The organism is Bradyrhizobium sp. Ken01, from assembly GCF_055807355.1.
Genome location: NZ_JBVVPC010000024.1, coordinates 104,069 through 120,914 on the forward strand (window position 1 = coordinate 104,069; position 16,846 = coordinate 120,914).

Below are 16,846 nucleotides of genomic sequence, written 5' to 3' on the forward strand. Positions count from 1 at the left end.
TATTCGCTGTGCGGCGGCTTTGCGACGTGCATTTGCCCAAAGGATGAGCGCTCTCTGTCGCCATTCCGGGGCGACGCGTAAGCGTCGAACCCGGAATCCATCGGGCGGCTAAACACGTGGTGAAATGGATTCCGGGCTCGCGCTACGCGCGCCCCGGAACAACGAAGGTGGCGTTAGCGACCCGCTCCACGGCCACCGATGTGCCTCCTCGCAAGAGGCATAGGAGTCGTCGCCAGGTTGATCGACCTTCAGGTCTTGAGGATGACGGGATCGGCCAGCGGCATGAGTTCGCGAAGACGTCTGTCGAGGGCTATCGGCGCACCAACATTATCGGCCGTGCCGCGCGATACTTCTGCCTGGAGCATCTGGTGCGGGTGGCGCCACGGCTCGATTAGAGCCTCAGCCGTCTCTGTGATCTCGGTATCGAACGCGCTTGCAGCCATGGTGTTCTCAGCAAGCAAGCCATGACCAGCAGGAGCGCCACGGATGCGGCCAGCGATATTGACATCGTCTGCGCATGCCCTTGACTGTCACAATTCGCGTCGCGCAGCCGCTCCTCCCTTCCGCAGCGCAAACCCCAAGTCGAATAAGAGCCGAAACAAGAGACGAGGACTCCTGAAATGACGCTGATGCAGGTCGAGCTGGACGACAAATACCGGCTCGAATCGAAGCGGATCTTCCTGTCCGGCACGCAGGCGCTGGTCCGGCTGCCCATGTTGCAGCGCGAACGCGACCGGCTTCAGGGCCTCAACACCGGCGGCTTCATCTCGGGCTATCGCGGTTCCCCGCTCGGCATGTACGACCACGCACTGTGGCGGGCGAAGTCGCACCTCCAGCAGCACGACATTGCCTTCGTCCCCGGGCTCAACGAGGACCTTGCGGCGACCGCGGTCTGGGGCAGCCAACAGGTGGGCCTGTTTCCTGGTGCCAAGGTCGATGGCGTGTTCGGCATCTGGTACGGCAAGGGGCCCGGCGTCGATCGCTCGGTCGATGCGCTCAAGCATGCGAATGCCGCCGGCACCTCGCTCAATGGCGGCGTGCTCGCGCTTGCCGGCGACGACCACGGCTGCCAGTCCTCGACACTGGCGCACCAGAGCGAACAGGTGTTCGCGGCGGCGCTGATCCCCGTCATCAACCCGGCGACGCTGCAGGATTATCTCGATCTCGGCCTCTACGGTTTTGCGCTGTCGCGCTTCTCCGGCTGCTGGGTCGGCTTCAAGGCGATCAGCGAAACCGTGGAGAGTTCGGCCTCGATCTATAGCGACCCCGAACGCATCCAGATCAAGCTCCCCGAAGATTTCGAGATGCCGCCCGGCGGCCTCAACATCCGCTGGCCCGATCCGCCGCTCGACGCGGAGAAGCGCCTGTTCGGCCCCAAGATGGCCGCGGTGCAGGCCTTTGCGCGCGCCAACCAGCTCGACCGCATCGTGCTCGACTCCAGGCCGGCACGGCTCGGCATCGTCGCGACCGGCAAGGCTTATCTCGATCTGCGGCAGGCGCTGGCCGATCTGGGCATCACCGAAAAGGATGCGCAGGATTTGGGTTTGCGCATCTACAAGGTCGCGCTGACCTGGCCGCTGGAGGAAAGCGGGGCCAAGCGCTTCGCCGAAGGACTTCAGGACGTGCTGGTCGTCGAGGAGAAGCGCGGCTTCATCGAAGACCAGCTGATGCGCATCCTCTACAATATCGATGCGTCGAGGCGCCCGACCGTGACGGGAAAACGCGACGAGCGCGGCGCGCCGCTATTGCCGAGCGAGGGCGAGTTGACGCCAACCATCGTTGCATCCGCGCTGGTAGCGCGGCTGCGCAAGCTCGGCCACCACAGCCCGGTGCTGGAGCAGCGCCTCGCCCGGCTCGAGGCGTTCGACAATCCCGTGACGACCAGCACGCCGATCAAGCTCGCGCGCACGCCGTTCTTCTGCTCGGGTTGCCCGCATAACACCTCGACGCGCGTGCCCGAGGGAAGCCGCGCCATGGCCGGTATCGGCTGTCACGGCATGGCTTTGAGCATGCCGACTCGCCGCACCGATTTGATCTCGCATATGGGCGCCGAGGGCGTGAACTGGATCGGGCAAGCGCCCTTCACCACCGAGCAGCACATCTTCCAGAACCTCGGCGACGGAACCTACACCCATTCCGGACTGCTTGCCCTTCGCGCGGCATCGGCCGCCGGCATCAGCATCACCTACAAGATCCTCTACAACGACGCTGTCGCGATGACCGGCGGCCAGCCGGCCGAGGGCGCCTTCAACGTCGCCCAGATCGCGCATCAGGTCTGGGCCGAGGGCGTCAAGCGCCTCGCGATCGTGTCGGACGATCCAGGCAAGTATCCAGACGGCAATTACTTCCCACAAGGCGCGACCGTCCATCACCGCCGCGAGCTCGACGCCGTGCAGCGCGAGCTGCGCGACATCAAGGGCCTTACGGTCGTGATCTATGACCAGACCTGCGCCGCGGAAAAGCGCCGTCGCCGCAAGCGCGGGCTGTATCCGGATCCCGCCAAGCGCGCCTTCATCAACGAGCTCGTCTGCGAAGGCTGCGGCGATTGCTCGCAAGCCTCGAACTGCGTCTCGGTGCAACCGCTGGAGACCGAGTTCGGCCGCAAGCGCCAGATCGACCAGTCGAACTGCAACAAGGACTTCTCCTGCGTGGAGGGTTTTTGCCCGAGTTTCGTCACTGTGCACGGCGGCACACTCAAGCGGATCAAGACCTCGGCGGTGGACTCAGGCCAGTTGTTTGCCGACCTGCCGCTGCCACCCGCGCGTGAGCTGGACGCCCCCTACAACATCCTCGTCACCGGCATCGGCGGCACCGGCGTCATCACCATCGGTGCACTGCTCGGCATGGCCGCCCATGTCGACGGCCGCGGCTGCTCCGCGCTCGACTTCACCGGCCTGTCGCAGAAGAACGGCGCGGTGATGAGCCATGTGCGCATTGCCGCGAAGCCGGAAGACATCTCCGCGGTCCGGATCACCACCGGCGGCGCCGACGTCATCCTCGGCTGCGACATGATCGTCTCGGCAGGTCCCTCCGCGCTCAGCCGCGCCGAACGCGGAACCACGAAAGCGTATATCAACGCCGACCTGCAGCCGACCGCGAGCTTCGTGCAAAACCCCGATCTCGATTTCGAGATGGGCACGATGCAGACCGTGCTGCGGGACGCTGTCGGCGACAACAACCTCGACATCATCGATGCCACCGGCATTGCCTCCGCGCTGATGGGCGATTCGATTGCGACCAATCCCTTCATGCTCGGCTTCGCCTTCCAGAAAGGCGCCATCCCGCTGTCGCTGGAAGCGCTGCTCCGCGCCATCGAGATCAACGGCGCCGCGATCGAGATGAACAAGCTCGCCTTCACCTGGGGACGCCTCGCCGCCCACGACATGTCGCGGGTGCGCAGCGTGCTGCAGTTCAGGAGCCGGGCCTCCGCGCCGACGAAGTCGCTCGACGACATCATCGCGACGCGCGCCGAGTTTTTGACGGGCTATCAGGACAAGGCCTACGCCGACCGTTACCTCGCCGCGGTCGCCAAGGTGCGCAAGGCGGAGAATGCGGCCTCGCCCGCATCCACTGAGCTGACCGAGGCTGTCGCGAAAAACCTGTTCAAGCTGATGTCCTACAAGGACGAGTACGAGGTCGCGCGGCTCTACACCGACGGCAGCTTCTCCAAGAAGGTCTCGGAGAAATTCGACGGCGACTTCAAGCTGAAGTTCTATCTGGCCCCGCCGATCTTCGCGCAGCGCGACAAGACCACCGGACATCTCCAGAAGAAGGAATTCGGCGGCTGGATGATCCATGCCTTCCGCGTACTGGCCAAACTGAAATTCCTGCGCGGCGGCGCGTTCGATCCGTTCGGCCGCACCGAGGAGCGCCGGACCGAGCGGAAGCTGGTCGCGGATTATCTCGACATGATCGATCAGCGGATCGTTGGCCTGAAAGCGGAGCAGATCCCGCTGCTGACGAGGCTCGCGCGGCTGCCGGAGACGATCCGCGGCTTTGGGCATATCAAGGAAGCCAACATCAAGCTGGCGGCGGCCGAGAAGGCGCGGCTGGAAGCGGAACTGGAGAACAGCCGCTTTGCGGCGGCTGCGGAGTAAGACCAAGCCGGCGCCACACACTCAGTGTCATCGCCCGGCTTGACCGGGCGATCCAGTACTCCGAGAAGGTTGTGATCAAGTCGAGAAGCCGCGGCGTACTGGATGCCCCGCCTTCGCGGGGCATGACAGCGGTGGAGATGGCTAGACCGGCGTTGTAGCGGCGATCGGCGTCGCTGCCACACTCCCCTCCGCCAGATGTCGCCCCGCGATGTACCCGAACGTCAGCGCGGGCCCCAGTGCAATCCCCGGCCCGGGACAATTGCCGTTCATGATCGAGCCCATGTCGTTCCCGCAGGCGTAGAGGCCCGCAACCGGCGCGCCGTCCTCGCGCAGCACGCGCGCTTGGGCATCCACCTTCATGCCGATCGCCGTGCCGAGATCGGCGGGATAGATCCGCATCGCATAGAACGGCGCGCAAAGGATGGGCGCGACGCACGGGTTCGGCTTGTGGCTGATATCACCGAGGTATCGCTGATAGATGGTGCTGCCGCGACCGAATTCCGGATCGCGGCCCTCTTTCGCATCGGAATTGTAGTTTGCGATCGTCGCCGCGAGTGTCGACGGCTTAATGCCGATCTTCATTGCGAGCTGCGCGATATCAGTCGCCTCGACCAACTCGCCGCTCGCCGCATAGCGCCTGATACTGCGCGTGAACGGCTTGATGCGGCCGAGGCCGTAGCTCCACAGGAAGGGACGGTCGCAGATCAGATAAAACGGCCGCTCCGGCTCACCATTGCCATCGCGCAGCATGGCGAGCACGAACTCGTGGTACGACAGTGCCTCGTTGACGAAGCGCCGACCTGCCGCATTGACCGCGATCACGCCGGGCTTGGCGCGGTCGGTCACCATGTGCGGGAAAACGCCTCGGCCTCCGTCAGTGCGCCGGAACAGTGAGGCCGGCACCCAATAGGCCGGGCTCGTCGCATCCGTGTTGAGAGCTGCGCCGGTTGCAGTCGCAAGGCGGAGCCCGTCGCCCGTAACGGACGTGTGGGCCGCCGAGACGGATCCGGCGGCGGGTGGGAACAAGCGTTTGCGCAAGGTCGCGTCGTGCGAAAAGCCGCCGGTCGCCAGCACCACACCGCGTCGCGCGGCGATCAGCCGATCGCGCGCGCCGTGACGGATAACCACACCGCCGACGCGCTCGCCCTGCATCGACAAATCCTCGACGTCGGCCCTGAAGAGGATCTCAACCTGCCGCGCCAGCAGCGACGCATACAGCCGCGCGGCGAGCGCATTGCCGAGATGCAGCGTCGTGCCGCGCGGGCTCCGCAGCCGCTGCCACCCATACTCCGAAACCAGCCGCATCGCGCGAAGAGTCGAGCGCAGCGATTTTCCGGCCCGGCGCAGATGCGGGATGTCGAGGCGGTTGACCGTCATCCCGCCGAACAAAGTGAGCTCCGGCAGCGGAGCGCGCAGCCGCGCGAAATGCGCGCCCAGTCGCGTGCCGTCAAAGACGACCGGCTCGAGCACGCGCCCGCCCGCGGTCGCGCCCAGTCGCTCCGGATAATAGTCCGGACAGGCTTTCACCGGCTGGAGGCGCACTTGCGTGTTGGCCTCGAGATAGGCGACCGCCTCCGGTCCACGCGCGAGGAAGGCGGCGCGGAGGCCCGCATTGGCGGGCTCGGGCACCGTGTTCGATAGGTATTGCACGGCGTCCGTGACGCTATCGGAGAGCCCCGCCTCTTTCATTTTGGCATTGGCGGGGATCCAGACCATGCCGTCGGACCATGCGGTGGTGCCGCCGACGAAAGCGGTCTTCTCGATCACCAGCACACGCAGGCCTTCGGCGGCGGCGACCGCCGCGGCGGTCATGCCACCGGCGCCCGCGCCGACGACGATGACATCGTAGGTCTCATGCGCCGGCATCATGCGGCGGGGTTCCCGAAGCGAGGCATGACACCGTCATACCTCGCTTCGGCGCCCACACGCTAGCGGGCCGGCTTGCGCTCGACCGGGTCGATATCGATCGCCCGCAGGCGGCCGAGCCGCAGCACGTCCATGGCCAGCCGACGGCCGATCCGATCGCGGTCGAGCACGCGGATCAGATCGTCGACGCCGTTGATCTCGACCCCGTCGAGGCCGATCACGACGTCGCCGGACAACAGGCCCGCCTTCGCCGCCGGCCCGTCCGGCTCGATCTGCGCCAGCAGCGCGCCCATCTTGTTCTCGACGCCGGCTAGCACCGCGTGCCGCCGCGGGATCGGCGCGGTCTGGCCGGCGACGCCGATATAGGCGCGACGGACATAGCCGTGGCGGATAATCTCCGACAGCACGAATTGCGCGGTGTTGCTGGCGACCGCGAAGCAGATGCCTTGCGCGCCATTGATGATCGCGGTGTTGATGCCGATCACCTCGGCGTTCGAGGACACCAGCGGCCCGCCCGAATTGCCGGGGTTGAGCGCAGCATCGGTCTGGATCACGTCCTCGATGGTGCGGCCACTGACCGAGCGAATCGAGCGCCCGAGCGCCGAGACCACGCCGGCGGTAACGGTCGATTCAAAGCCGAGCGGATTGCCGATCGCGATCACGAGCTGGCCGCGCCGCAAGGTCTTGGAGTTGCCGAGCGCCGCATAGGGCAAGTCCCGCACGCCATTGGCGCGAAGCAGCGCAAGGTCAGTGTCGGGATCGACGCCGAGCACCCGGGCGTCGCCGACATGGCCCTCGACGTCGCGCAGCCGGATTTCCTTCGACGAGCCGACCACGTGGCTATTGGTGAGAACGAGCCCGTCCGGCGAGATCACGATGCCCGAGCCGAGCCCGCCGCGCTCGCGGCCGTTCGGCACCTTTGGTCCGGTCTCGACGCGCACGACGGCAGGACCGACGCGGTCGGTCACGTCGATCACGGCATTGGAATAGGCGTCCAGCAGGGCCCGGTCATCGACCGGAGCGGCAGTTTCCGTTCGCGATGACGCGGTGTCATCGACGATATCTGAGGTGAAATCCAGCATGATAGGAGTCCTTGAGGCTCACACAAATGGTAGCCTGCTCCGTTAGGCGCAAGGGACCCCGCCCGAGGCGCAAGGCTGGACTGCCCAGGTGGCTAGGGCGCCCGTCGCAGCGTGCCCGCCCTTGCCTTGACCGGGTCCAGCAGCGACCAGTCGCCATCCGGCAGCACATGCCCCTCGGGAAAAGGTGCGCGCGGCTCGAGCCCGAGAGAGCGTAGCACCCGGTCGTCGCGGTAATAGCATTGCAGCACCACGCGGACGAGCGTGGCCGCAGCCGCACCGCCGGAACTGCGAAACTCCTGCGCCACCGCATGCCGCCGGGCAGCATCGAGCTCGGCGAACGGTTGGCCCGCGAGCCGCGCCAGATGGTCCAGCGCCGCCACCACCAATTTGGCGTCACGCCCCAGCGTCGCCAGCATGTCGGCCTGGATCGCGGAGTCGTCGGCGCCGGGCACCTTGTACTCGTCGCTGGCGGGCACGATCATCGCGGCGATAGCGCGGAGGTCGTCGCGCTGGCTGTGTGTCAGTTGATTGTCTGCGGACATGTCGGCCTCAATCGAACAAATTGGCGAGGCGCTGCTTCATCTGGTCGGCGATGTAGAGCGCGAGGGCCTGGATGGTGGACGTCGGGTTGACCCCGCCCGAGGTGACGAAGATGCTGCCGTCAACGATGAAGAGGTTCTTCACGTCGTGTGAGCGGCCCCATTCGTTGACGACGGAGCGTTCGGGGTCGGTGCCCATGCGTGCCGTTCCGAGCAGGTGCCAGCCGCCCCACGGGATCGGCGAGTTGACGCAGATGTCGCTCGCTCCCGCGGTTTCGAGAATCTCCCGGCCGCGCGCCAGCGCATGCTCCATCATCTTCCGGCTGTTCTCGCTGATCGTATAGTCGATCTTCGGCGCGGGAATGCCGTGGCTGTCCTTCAACACCGGATCGAGCGTAACCTGGTTATGCTCCTCCGGCAGGTCCTCGCAGATCGCGGAAAAGCCGAGCCGGTGGCCGTTGAGCTTGCGGAAGATGCGGTGATGATCGGCGCCCCACGGCAATATCCCCTTCTGCTCGCTGACGACAGCCTCGAACACCGGCCCGGCGCCGCGCACGAACTGGACGCCGTAGCCGCGCACGAAGCCGCGCGAGAGGTCCGTGTCATACCATTCCTTGCTCCACAGGCAGGTCGGCGGCGCGCGGTTGCTATCGGTCGGCTCCTTCACATAGCCGTAGATCTGCGCATAAGGATGGAACATCAGGTTCTTGCCGACGAGGCCCGACGAATTGGCAAGCCCGTTCGGAAAGCGGTTCGATGCCGAGTTCAGCAGCAGCCGCGGCGTGCCGACGCCGTTGCAGGCGATGATGACGACATGAGCCGGCTGGAACTGCTCGACGCCATCCTTGTCGTAATAGACCACGCCGGTGGCCATGCCGTTCTCGTCGGTGGTGATCTCGCGCACCCGGCAGTGCGTACGCAGCTCGACGCCGGCGCGGACCGCGTGCGGCCAATAGGTAATGTCGGTCGAGGATTTGGCGCCTTGCGCGCAGGCCGGCGTGCAATGGCCGAGATTGATGCAGCGCGCGCGGCCCTCGTAGTCCATGGTCGCGACCGTCGTGTCCGACGGCCACCAATGCCAGCCGAGCTTGTTCATGGCCTTGCCGATGATGGCGCCGGACAATCCGAGCGGCTGTTGCGGCATCGGCGGATGCGTCAGCGGTGAGAGCGGGTCGCCCGAGAGGCCGGACGTGCCCATCATCCGGTCGTTCTCTTCGAAGAACGGGGTCAGCGCGTCGTAGTCGATCGGCCAGTCGTCGGCGACGCCGTCGAGCGTCCTCACCTTGAAATCGGAGGGATGCAGCCGCGGCCAGTGCGCGGTGTACATCACCGTCGAGCCACCGACCGCATTGTAGTTGACGACCTTGATCGGCGAGTTGTCGTCGTTGATCGGATAGTCCTCGGGCCGGCCGCGGACGTTGGGGCTGGACGACCACTCGCCGTAGAACTTGGCCTCCCAGTCCCGGCCCGTGCTGGGATATTCCGCCGGGTTCATCCAGCCGCCCTGCTCCATGCAGAGAATATGCATCTTGGTCTCGGCCAGCGACCACGCCACCGCCGCGCCTGAAGCGCCGGCGCCGATGATTAGGACGTCCACGGGGTCTTTCATCGCGAAATTTTCCTCCCTTCGCCGCTTCCCGGGCGATTCGGCCTCCGCTCCGCAAGGCCGGCGAACGATAGGATCAGAGCTACGGCCGAGTAAAGCCACGAGGCCGGAATGTCGCACTTCGCGGGGCGCAGACCATTGGTATCGCCACATCCGGATGCTAGGAACGGGGCGTACGAGCCATCGATAGCGAGACCTTATGTCCTTCCGACAATCCTTTGCCAACGCCCGCGCTTTTGCGCTCGTTTTCTTTTTCGCCCTGTTCGGATTTCTGGGCACGACCGGCCCCGCCTCCGCGCTGACAGCCGCCGCGACGGTCCGCGACGGCAACGCCATCCAGCTTGGCGACGTCACCTACCGCCTCGACGGCGTCGACGCCCCCGAGCTGGACCAGGTCTGCATCGACGACCACGCCGATCCCTCGACCTGCGGCATCGAGGCCCGCGACCAGCTCGCCAAGCTGATCGGCAAGCGATCGGTGCGTTGCGACGATGTCGGACCGGAAAAGAGTTTCGGCAAGCGTCACCGCGCGATCTGCACGGCCGAGGGCGACAAGACCAGCTTGAACGAGCAGCTGGTCAAGCTCGGCTATGCCATTGCCCGCGAGCCGGTCAAGGCGAACGTCAAGTCGGCCGCGGCGGACGCCAAATCAGCCTCGGCCGGAATCTGGAAGGGCTGCTTTGTTGCGCCGCAAGAATTCCGCACCGGCAAGAAGGACGGCGCGCTCCTGGGCGCCGCCTGCCGCGCCGACCGCGACAAGGAGATTCGGGCGGTGTTGTTTCCCGATGATCTGACGATGCCGCCGAGCTGTGGCATCAAGGGCAAGCTTGCGGTGCGCGCGCGCGTGACCGGCAATATCGGCATCTACCATTTACGCGGCTGCCCGAGCTACCCCGCGACCACCAAGCCGGACCGCTGGTTCTGCTCGGAGGACGACGCCCAGGCTGCGGGCTTCCGCAAGGCCTACAATTGCCGGCGGCCGAAATAACGACGCCCATCACGCACCCGTGAGCGGCAGCCGGAGACAGTATTCATCCGGAATTGAACTCTATCGGGAGTTGCTGCATTTGTAAGCGTACGCAAGCGCTTTGCGCGAGCGTTTCCTTGGCGGCAATCCGGCTCCGGCCCGATTGCTTTGCTCGGGCGTTTCCTCCCTAGACTTGGGCCGCTTGTCACAAAGCGGCTCTTCTTTTTTGCGCGCCCCTAGTGACGCATCGGCATGATCTGATCCATGGCCGGCATGTTCGCATTCAGATGCGCCATGATCCAGACAGTACCACCGACCACCAGGAACACGACGAGCAGCCCGAAGGCCAGCGCCAGCACGTTGTTGGTGTTGTCGGGGCCGGTGGTGATGTGCAGGAAGAACACGAGGTGCACGCCCATCTGCGCGATCGCTAGCACGATCAGTGCGACTGGAATGGAAGGCTGCCAGACCAGATCCGTGCCGGCAATGAAGAACGACGTCGCCGTCAGCAGCAGCGCGAGAACAAGACCGACCACGTAGCCGAGGACGCGCGTGCCGACACTGTGTTGCTCCTCATCGCCCGGCGCGAGGTCATGGTCGGCCGGCATATGCGTCTGATCGCTCATACGCCACTCCCAAGCAAATAGACGACGGAGAAGACTCCGACCCAGACAATGTCGAGCGCGTGCCAGAACAGCGCAAAGCACATCATCCGGCGCAGCACGTCGGCACGAAAGCCCTTCGCAAAAACCTGGGCCATCATGGTGAGCAGCCACAATATGCCGGCCGAGACGTGGAGGCCGTGGCAGCCGACGAGGGAGAAGAATGCAGTCAGGAACGCGCTGCGCGATGGGCCATAGCCTCGCGCGACGAGATCGGCGAACTCGCGAAACTCAATGACCAGAAAGATGAGGCCGAGCAAACAGGTCACGGCCATCCCGAGATAGAACCAGAACCGATTGCGCACATCGGCGGCGATGCTGGCCATGCCGCAGGTGAAGCTCGACAGCAGCAGGCAGACCGTCTCGATCGCAACGTTTCGCGGCTCGAAGATCTCCGAACCCTTCGGGCCGCCGGCGGTCTGGTCGGCCAGCACCGCATAGGCCGCGAAGAAGCAGGAGAACATCACGATGTCGGAGAGCAGGAAGATCCAGAAGCCATAGGCGGTCACGATGCGCTTCGGCGCCGGGCCCGGATGCTCGACGACGAGGCCGATGTGATGGGGATCGGCGTGCGCATGGCCGGCGGTTGCGGTCATTGACATCAGACTGTCCCCGCCATGCTGACAAGATTGCGCCGCTCCTCGAGATTGACGCGGTCTATCGCCGCGACCTTCTCGGCCGGAATGACGTATTCGTCATGGTCGCGCCAGGCGAACACGACGAAGGTCGCGAACGCTCCGATGCCGCCCAAAATCACCATCCACCAGATGTGCCAGATCAGCGCAAAGCCCATGACCGTGGCGAAGAACGCGCAGACGAAGCCGGTCGGCGAATTCCTGGGCATCTCGATGTCATGATACTCGGGCGCATCATGATCGAGCGATTGCTGCTGGCCACGTGTCTTAATGTCCCAGTAGGCATCCTCGCCGCGCACATCGGGATTGAAAGCGAAGTTGAAAACGGGCGGCGGCGACGACGTCGCCCATTCCAGCGAACGGCCGTCCCAGGGATCGCCAGTGCGGTCGCGCAGGGCCTCGCGGTTGCGGATGCTGACCACGATCTGCACGATCTGGCAGATCACGCCAATCGTCAGCACGGCCATGCCGACGGCTGCAATCAGCATCCAGGGCCGCCACGCCGCGACGTCGTAGTGCTGCATGCGGCGCGTCATGCCCAGCATGCCGGCGACGTAGAGCGGGATGAAGGTGACGTAGAAGCCGAGGAAAGTGAACCAGAACGCGAGCTTGCCCCAGCGGTCGTCGAGGCGAAAGCCGAACGCCTTGGGGAACCAGTACTCGAACCCGGCGAAGGCGCCGAACAGCACGCCGCCGATGATGACGTTGTGGAAATGCGCGACCAGGAACATGCTGTTGTGCAGGACAAAATCGGCCGGCGGCACCGCGACCAGCACGCCCGTCAATCCGCCGATGATGAAGGTGACCATGAAGCCTATCGACCATAGCATCGGCGTCTCGAAGCGGATGCGGCCGCCATACATCGTGAACAGCCAGTTGTAGATCTTCACCCCGGTCGGTATCGCGATGATCATGCTGGCGATGCCGAAGATGGCGTTGACGTCGGGGCCCGCGCCCATCGTGAAGAAGTGATGCAGCCAGACCATGAAGGAGATGACGCAGATCGCCATGGTCGCCAGCACCATCGAGCGATAGCCGAACAGCGCCTTGCCGGAGAAGGTCGACACCACCTCGGAGAAGATGCCGAAGGCCGGCAGCACCAGGATGTAGACCTCGGGATGCCCCCAGGCCCAGATCAGGTTCATGAACATCATGACATTGCCGCCGGCCTCGTTGGTGAAGAAGTGGAAGCCGAGATAGCGGTCGAGCAGCAGCATCGCGAGGGTGGCCGTCAGAATCGGGAAGGCCGCGACGATCAGAAGATTCGACGCCAGCGTGGTCCAGCAGAACATCGGCATGCGCAGATAGTTCATGCCTTTGGTGCGCAGCTTCAGCACTGTCGTCACGAGATTGATGCCGGCCACCAACGTGCCGACGCCGGAGATCTGCAGCGACCACGCGTAATAATCGACGCCGACGCCCGGCGAGTAGGACAGCTCCGACAGCGGCGGAAACGCGAGCCAGCCGGTGCGGGCGAACTCGCCGATCACAAGCGAGAGATTGACCAGCAGCGCGCCGGTCGCGGTCAGCCAGAAGCCGACCGAATTGAGCGTCGGGAAAGCGACATCCCGTACGCCAAGCTGGAGCGGCACGATGAGATTCATCAGCCCGATGACGAACGGCATCGCCACGAAGAAGATCATGATGGTGCCGTGCGCGGAGAATATCTGGTTGTAGTGCTCCGGCGGCAGATAGCCTTGTGATTGGTAGGCAACCGCCTGCTGGATCCGCATCATGATGGCGTCGCTGCCGCCGCGCAGCAGCATCACCGAGGCCAGCAGGATATACATCACGCCGATGCGCTTGTGGTCGACGCTGGTGATCCATTCGTGCCAGAGATAGGACAGATGCCCTTTCACCACGACCCAGGCCAGCACGGCGAGAATCCCGACCAGCACCACCGCGCCTGCGATCAGGGGGATCGGCTGATCGAACGGAATGGCCGACCAATCGAGCTTACCGAGCATCATGGCCTCCACTTTGCGGCCGGCCTGCTTCGGATGCGAGCTCCGGGCCCGGTCCCGGCGGAATGTGCTGGGTCGCGATCAGGTCGAACAGCCGGGGATCATCGAGCCGGTAGGTCGGCCTGCCCTTTTCGATGCCCTGCTGCATCAGCTTCTTATAGCTGTCCTCATTGAGGACGGCATCGCTCTTCGCCGTGGTCGCGACCCACTCCGGAAAGGCGAGCGGCGAGATCACGTTGACGTCGAACATCATGTCCGGAAAGCCGTCGCCGGAGAAATGCGCCGACAGGCCTTGCAGCTTGCCTTCGTTGTCGGCGCGCAGGTTCAGCTTCGTCACCATGCCGTTCATGGTGTAGATCATGCTGCCGAGCTGCGGAATGAAGAACACGTTCATCACGCTCGACGACGTCAGCTGAAAGTTCAGTTCGGCACCTGCCGGCACCGTCAGCGTGTTGACGGTAGCGATGCGTTGGTCCGGATAGATGAACAGCCATTTCCAGTCGAGCGAGACGGCCTGAATGCGGACCGGACTGCCAGTGCCAGGCACGGGTGCCGCGGGATCGAGCTGATGCGAGCCGATCCAGGCGACGCCGCCGAGCAGGATCACGGTGAGCGCGGGGATCGCCCACACCACCATCTCCACCCGCCCGGAATAGACGAAGTCGGGCTGAAATTTTGCTTTCGGATTCGAGGCGCGAAACCAGAACGCAAAGGCCAAAATCGCGATGATGGTCGGGACCACGATCGCGAGCATGATGAAGACGGAATCGACCAGGATGGTGCTGTTGGCCGCAGCCACAGGCCCTTGTGGATCGAGCAGATTCATCGGCAAGCCACTGGCGGTTTGGAAGCCCCGGGACAGAGCCTAGCGCGGGAAAGGCTCCGGCGGCAAACGCAGTCGCGTGAGGTCGGTTCCTAACGGCGCGGATCGATCGTTCGCCCTTCTCGTGCGGCGGCATGCAATTCCATGCGATGTCAATGACATGAAAGCGGCAGCCCGGCCCTTCTCTCCACTCGGGGCGATTGCTAGAGTGCACGAAAATAATTGGGATGAAACGACATGCAGGGGCCCGAGGACGATCCCGGTCTCGCCGGCAAGGTGGCGCTGGTCAGCGGCGGCGGCGCTGCCGGCGACGGCATCGGCAACGGCCGCGCCGCCGCAATTCTGCTGGCTCGCGCCGGCGCCAAAGTGCTGGTGGCTGATCGCGACCTCAAGCTCGCCGAACGCACCGTGGAGATGATCGCAGCCGAAGGCGGCACGGCCGCGGCGCATGGCGGTGACGTCACCAGCGAGAACGATTGCAGGACGCTGGTCGAAGCCGCGCTCGACCGCTGGGGCCGGCTCGATTTCCTCGACAACAATGTCGGCATCGGGAGCCGCGGCAGCGTGGTCGACGAAGCGCCCGAGCAATATCGCCGCGTCATGCAGGTCAATGTCGAGAGCATGTTCCTGCTTTCCAAGCACGCGATCCCTGCCATGATCAAGACCGCGCGGGGCGGCGCGATCGTCAACATCTCCTCGATCTCGGCGCTGCGGCCGCGCGGCCTGACGACCTATTCGACCTCGAAAGCCGCGATCATCGGCCTGACCCGCGCAATGGCGGTCGATCACGGCCGCGACAACATCCGCGTCAATTGCATCTGCCCCGGGCCGATGTACACGCCGATGGTCTATGGCCGCGGCATGAGCGAACAGGCGCGCGCCCAGCGGGCCAAGGCGTCTTTGCTGAAAACGGAAGGCACCGGCTGGGACGTTGGCCATGCCGTCAAATTCTTGCTCAGCAATTTTGCGCGCTATATCACCGGACAGGTGCTGGTGGTGGACGGCGGGGTGACGCTGCAAGCCCCCGAACGTGAATCACAAGAACACTGAAAGGAACATCAGGGATGGCCCGCCTGCCCTATCTCGAGGCCGACCAGGTCGCGCCCGAATATCGCGACATGCTCAAGCGCAACACCAATCTGCACAAGCTGCTGGTCAATTCGCCGGAGATGGCGCGTGCCTTTAATGGCATCGGCGGCTACATTCGCTTCAAGAGCAAGCTCGATCCACGGCTGCGGGAGCTTGCGATCCTCCAGGTCGGCTGGATGGAGAAATCGGAATACGAGTTCACTCACCACGTGAAGATCGGCAAGGAGTTCGGCGTCACCGACGATGACATCGCCGGCCTGATTGCCGAGACCGACGGCAAGCCCTCGACGCTCGAGCCACAGGCGAAGGCGATCCTGAAAGGTGCCCGCGAGATGGTACGCGAGCTCGCGATCTCGGATGTGACCTTTGCCGAGATCAAGCAGCATCTCTCGGACGAACACATGGTCGACCTCGTGCTGACCATCGCCTTCTATTGCGGCGTGGTGCGCGTGCTCGCCACCATGAAGATCGACAACGAGCCATATTACAAAGAGGTACTCCAGCAGTACCCGATTCCGGGAGTGAACTAACATGCGCTTGAAGGACAAGGTTGCGGTCGTTGTGGGCGCCGGGCAGAGCCCCGGCGAAGGCATGGGCAATGGCCGCGCGACGGCGCTGACCTTCGCGCGCGAGGGCGCCAAGGTGCTGTGCGTCGATCATCATCTGGAATCGGCGCAGGAAACCGCCGCCATGATCGCCGCGAAGCAAGGCACCGCCGCGGCGTTCAGGGCCGACGTCACAAAGTCCGCTGACATCAAGGCGATGGTCGCGGAGGCGCAGGCGCGCTGGGGCCGGATCGACGTGCTGCACAACAATGTCGGCGTCAGCCTGTCCGGCGGCGACGCCGAGCTGCTGCAAATCACCGAGGAGGCCTTCGACCGCGTCGTCGCCATCAATCTGAAGAGCTGCATCCTGGCGGCGAAAGAGGTGATCCCGATCATGCGCGCGCAAGGAAGCGGCGCGATCATCAACATCTCCTCGATGGCGGCGATCACGACCTACCCTTACGTCGCCTATAAGGCGACGAAGTCGGCGATGATCGCTTTCACCGAGCAGCTCGCCTACCAGAACGCGGAATACGGCATCCGCGCCAACGTCATCCTGCCGGGCCTGATGAACACGCCGATGGCCGTCGACACCCGCGCCCGCGAATGGCACAAGACCCGCGCCGAAGTCGAAGCCGAACGCGACAGCAAGGTGCCGCTGCGCAGGAAGATGGGCACGGGGTGGGACGTCGCGAATGCGGCGCTGTTCCTGGCCTCGGACGAGGCGAATTTCATCACGGGTGTGACGCTGCCGGTGGATGGCGGAGCGAGTGTGCGGAGGGGATAGACATCCCAAGCACGCCGCTCTTCCTTCTCCCCTTGCGGAAGAAGGTGGCGCGAAGCGCCGGGTGAGGGGTCTCTCTCCGCAGACACATAGAGGAGTTCGCCGATAGAAACCCCTTGTATCTGCACGGCCAGCATTTGTGCGATGGAAGTGACTTAGCGCCTTGGCCGGTGGCCACCGGCCAAGG

14 protein-coding genes are annotated in these 16,846 nt (G+C 64.5%); 5 read left to right on the forward strand and 9 right to left on the reverse strand.

The window, feature by feature from the left end; translation table 11 throughout:
• Positions 1–248 precede the first annotated feature (248 nt).
• The gene (locus tag AC0L3S_RS22560; protein WP_473263433.1) at positions 249–443 is read right to left on the reverse strand and encodes a hypothetical protein; all 195 of its coding nucleotides are present in this window, start codon (positions 441–443) and stop codon (positions 249–251) included.
• A gap of 177 nt (positions 444–620) precedes the next feature.
• Between AC0L3S_RS22560 and AC0L3S_RS22565 the strand changes: the two genes are divergently transcribed.
• Positions 621–4,097, forward strand: coding sequence for an indolepyruvate ferredoxin oxidoreductase family protein (locus tag AC0L3S_RS22565; protein ID WP_473281328.1), 3,477 nt, complete (start codon positions 621–623; stop codon positions 4,095–4,097).
• Positions 4,098–4,238: 141 nt separating this feature from the next.
• On the opposite strand, the gene AC0L3S_RS22570 is transcribed toward AC0L3S_RS22565, so the two are convergent.
• The 4 genes from AC0L3S_RS22570 to AC0L3S_RS22585 all read right to left on the reverse strand — a co-directional run bounded on the left by AC0L3S_RS22570 (position 4,239) and on the right by AC0L3S_RS22585 (position 9,193).
• Positions 4,239–5,966, reverse strand: a complete 1,728-nt coding sequence (locus AC0L3S_RS22570) for an FAD-dependent oxidoreductase (protein WP_473263431.1) — start codon at positions 5,964–5,966, stop codon at positions 4,239–4,241.
• Between the two features lie 59 nt (positions 5,967–6,025).
• Complete coding sequence (locus tag AC0L3S_RS22575) at positions 6,026–7,045, reverse strand: S1C family serine protease (RefSeq protein ID WP_473263429.1); 1,020 nt, start codon at positions 7,043–7,045, stop codon at positions 6,026–6,028.
• A 92-nt stretch (positions 7,046–7,137) separates the two neighbouring features.
• Complete coding sequence (locus AC0L3S_RS22580) at positions 7,138–7,587, reverse strand: gluconate 2-dehydrogenase subunit 3 family protein (protein ID WP_473281330.1); 450 nt, start codon at positions 7,585–7,587, stop codon at positions 7,138–7,140.
• A 7-nt stretch (positions 7,588–7,594) separates the two neighbouring features.
• On the reverse strand, positions 7,595–9,193 hold the full coding sequence (locus AC0L3S_RS22585) for a GMC family oxidoreductase (protein WP_473263427.1): 1,599 nt from the start codon (positions 9,191–9,193) through the stop codon (positions 7,595–7,597).
• A gap of 196 nt (positions 9,194–9,389) precedes the next feature.
• Here AC0L3S_RS22585 and AC0L3S_RS22590 point away from each other — a divergent pair, with 196 nt between their 5' ends.
• Complete coding sequence (locus AC0L3S_RS22590; protein ID WP_473263426.1) at positions 9,390–10,178, forward strand: thermonuclease family protein; 789 nt, start codon at positions 9,390–9,392, stop codon at positions 10,176–10,178.
• Between the two features lie 215 nt (positions 10,179–10,393).
• Here AC0L3S_RS22590 and cyoD read toward each other — a convergent pair whose 3' ends face one another.
• Genes cyoD through AC0L3S_RS22610 form a run of 4 tightly spaced genes read right to left on the reverse strand, consistent with a single transcriptional unit; the run spans position 10,394 to position 14,244 of the window.
• Complete coding sequence (cyoD, locus tag AC0L3S_RS22595) at positions 10,394–10,783, reverse strand: cytochrome o ubiquinol oxidase subunit IV (RefSeq protein ID WP_473263425.1); 390 nt, start codon at positions 10,781–10,783, stop codon at positions 10,394–10,396.
• Positions 10,780–11,421: a cytochrome (ubi)quinol oxidase subunit III gene (locus AC0L3S_RS22600; protein WP_473263423.1), complete on the reverse strand. Its 642-nt coding sequence runs from the start codon at positions 11,419–11,421 to the stop codon at positions 10,780–10,782. The genes cyoD and AC0L3S_RS22600 overlap by 4 nt, the downstream gene beginning before the upstream one ends.
• Positions 11,421–13,421, reverse strand: a complete 2,001-nt coding sequence (gene cyoB / locus AC0L3S_RS22605; protein WP_473281345.1) for a cytochrome o ubiquinol oxidase subunit I — start codon at positions 13,419–13,421, stop codon at positions 11,421–11,423. Before cyoB ends, AC0L3S_RS22600 begins: the two co-directional genes overlap by 1 nt.
• Positions 13,411–14,244: a cytochrome ubiquinol oxidase subunit II family protein gene (locus AC0L3S_RS22610; RefSeq protein WP_473281332.1), complete on the reverse strand. Its 834-nt coding sequence runs from the start codon at positions 14,242–14,244 to the stop codon at positions 13,411–13,413. The genes cyoB and AC0L3S_RS22610 overlap by 11 nt, the downstream gene beginning before the upstream one ends.
• Before the next feature lie 234 nt (positions 14,245–14,478).
• Here AC0L3S_RS22610 and AC0L3S_RS22615 point away from each other — a divergent pair, with 234 nt between their 5' ends.
• Genes AC0L3S_RS22615 through AC0L3S_RS22625 form a run of 3 tightly spaced genes read left to right on the forward strand, consistent with a single transcriptional unit; the run spans position 14,479 to position 16,662 of the window.
• Positions 14,479–15,291: an SDR family NAD(P)-dependent oxidoreductase gene (locus AC0L3S_RS22615; protein WP_473281334.1), complete on the forward strand. Its 813-nt coding sequence runs from the start codon at positions 14,479–14,481 to the stop codon at positions 15,289–15,291.
• 14 nt (positions 15,292–15,305) lie between these two features.
• Positions 15,306–15,860: a carboxymuconolactone decarboxylase family protein gene (locus AC0L3S_RS22620; protein WP_473281336.1), complete on the forward strand. Its 555-nt coding sequence runs from the start codon at positions 15,306–15,308 to the stop codon at positions 15,858–15,860.
• Position 15,861: 1 nt separating this feature from the next.
• Positions 15,862–16,662: an SDR family NAD(P)-dependent oxidoreductase gene (locus AC0L3S_RS22625; protein ID WP_473281339.1), complete on the forward strand. Its 801-nt coding sequence runs from the start codon at positions 15,862–15,864 to the stop codon at positions 16,660–16,662.
• The last annotated feature ends 184 nt before the right edge of the window (positions 16,663–16,846 follow it).

Coding starts and splice junctions, on each gene's coding strand:
- AC0L3S_RS22560 (WP_473263433.1), bottom strand. CDS start 443: ATGGCTGCAAGCGCGTTCGATACCGAGATCACAGAGACGGCTGAGGCT.
- AC0L3S_RS22565 (WP_473281328.1), top strand. CDS start 621: ATGACGCTGATGCAGGTCGAGCTGGACGACAAATACCGGCTCGAATCG.
- AC0L3S_RS22570 (WP_473263431.1), bottom strand. CDS start 5,966: ATGATGCCGGCGCATGAGACCTACGATGTCATCGTCGTCGGCGCGGGC.
- AC0L3S_RS22575 (WP_473263429.1), bottom strand. CDS start 7,045: ATGCTGGATTTCACCTCAGATATCGTCGATGACACCGCGTCATCGCGA.
- AC0L3S_RS22580 (WP_473281330.1), bottom strand. CDS start 7,587: ATGTCCGCAGACAATCAACTGACACACAGCCAGCGCGACGACCTCCGC.
- AC0L3S_RS22585 (WP_473263427.1), bottom strand. CDS start 9,193: ATGAAAGACCCCGTGGACGTCCTAATCATCGGCGCCGGCGCTTCAGGC.
- AC0L3S_RS22590 (WP_473263426.1), top strand. CDS start 9,390: ATGTCCTTCCGACAATCCTTTGCCAACGCCCGCGCTTTTGCGCTCGTT.
- cyoD (WP_473263425.1), bottom strand. CDS start 10,783: ATGAGCGATCAGACGCATATGCCGGCCGACCATGACCTCGCGCCGGGC.
- AC0L3S_RS22600 (WP_473263423.1), bottom strand. CDS start 11,421: ATGTCAATGACCGCAACCGCCGGCCATGCGCACGCCGATCCCCATCAC.
- cyoB (WP_473281345.1), bottom strand. CDS start 13,421: ATGCTCGGTAAGCTCGATTGGTCGGCCATTCCGTTCGATCAGCCGATC.
- AC0L3S_RS22610 (WP_473281332.1), bottom strand. CDS start 14,244: ATGAATCTGCTCGATCCACAAGGGCCTGTGGCTGCGGCCAACAGCACC.
- AC0L3S_RS22615 (WP_473281334.1), top strand. CDS start 14,479: ATGCAGGGGCCCGAGGACGATCCCGGTCTCGCCGGCAAGGTGGCGCTG.
- AC0L3S_RS22620 (WP_473281336.1), top strand. CDS start 15,306: ATGGCCCGCCTGCCCTATCTCGAGGCCGACCAGGTCGCGCCCGAATAT.
- AC0L3S_RS22625 (WP_473281339.1), top strand. CDS start 15,862: ATGCGCTTGAAGGACAAGGTTGCGGTCGTTGTGGGCGCCGGGCAGAGC.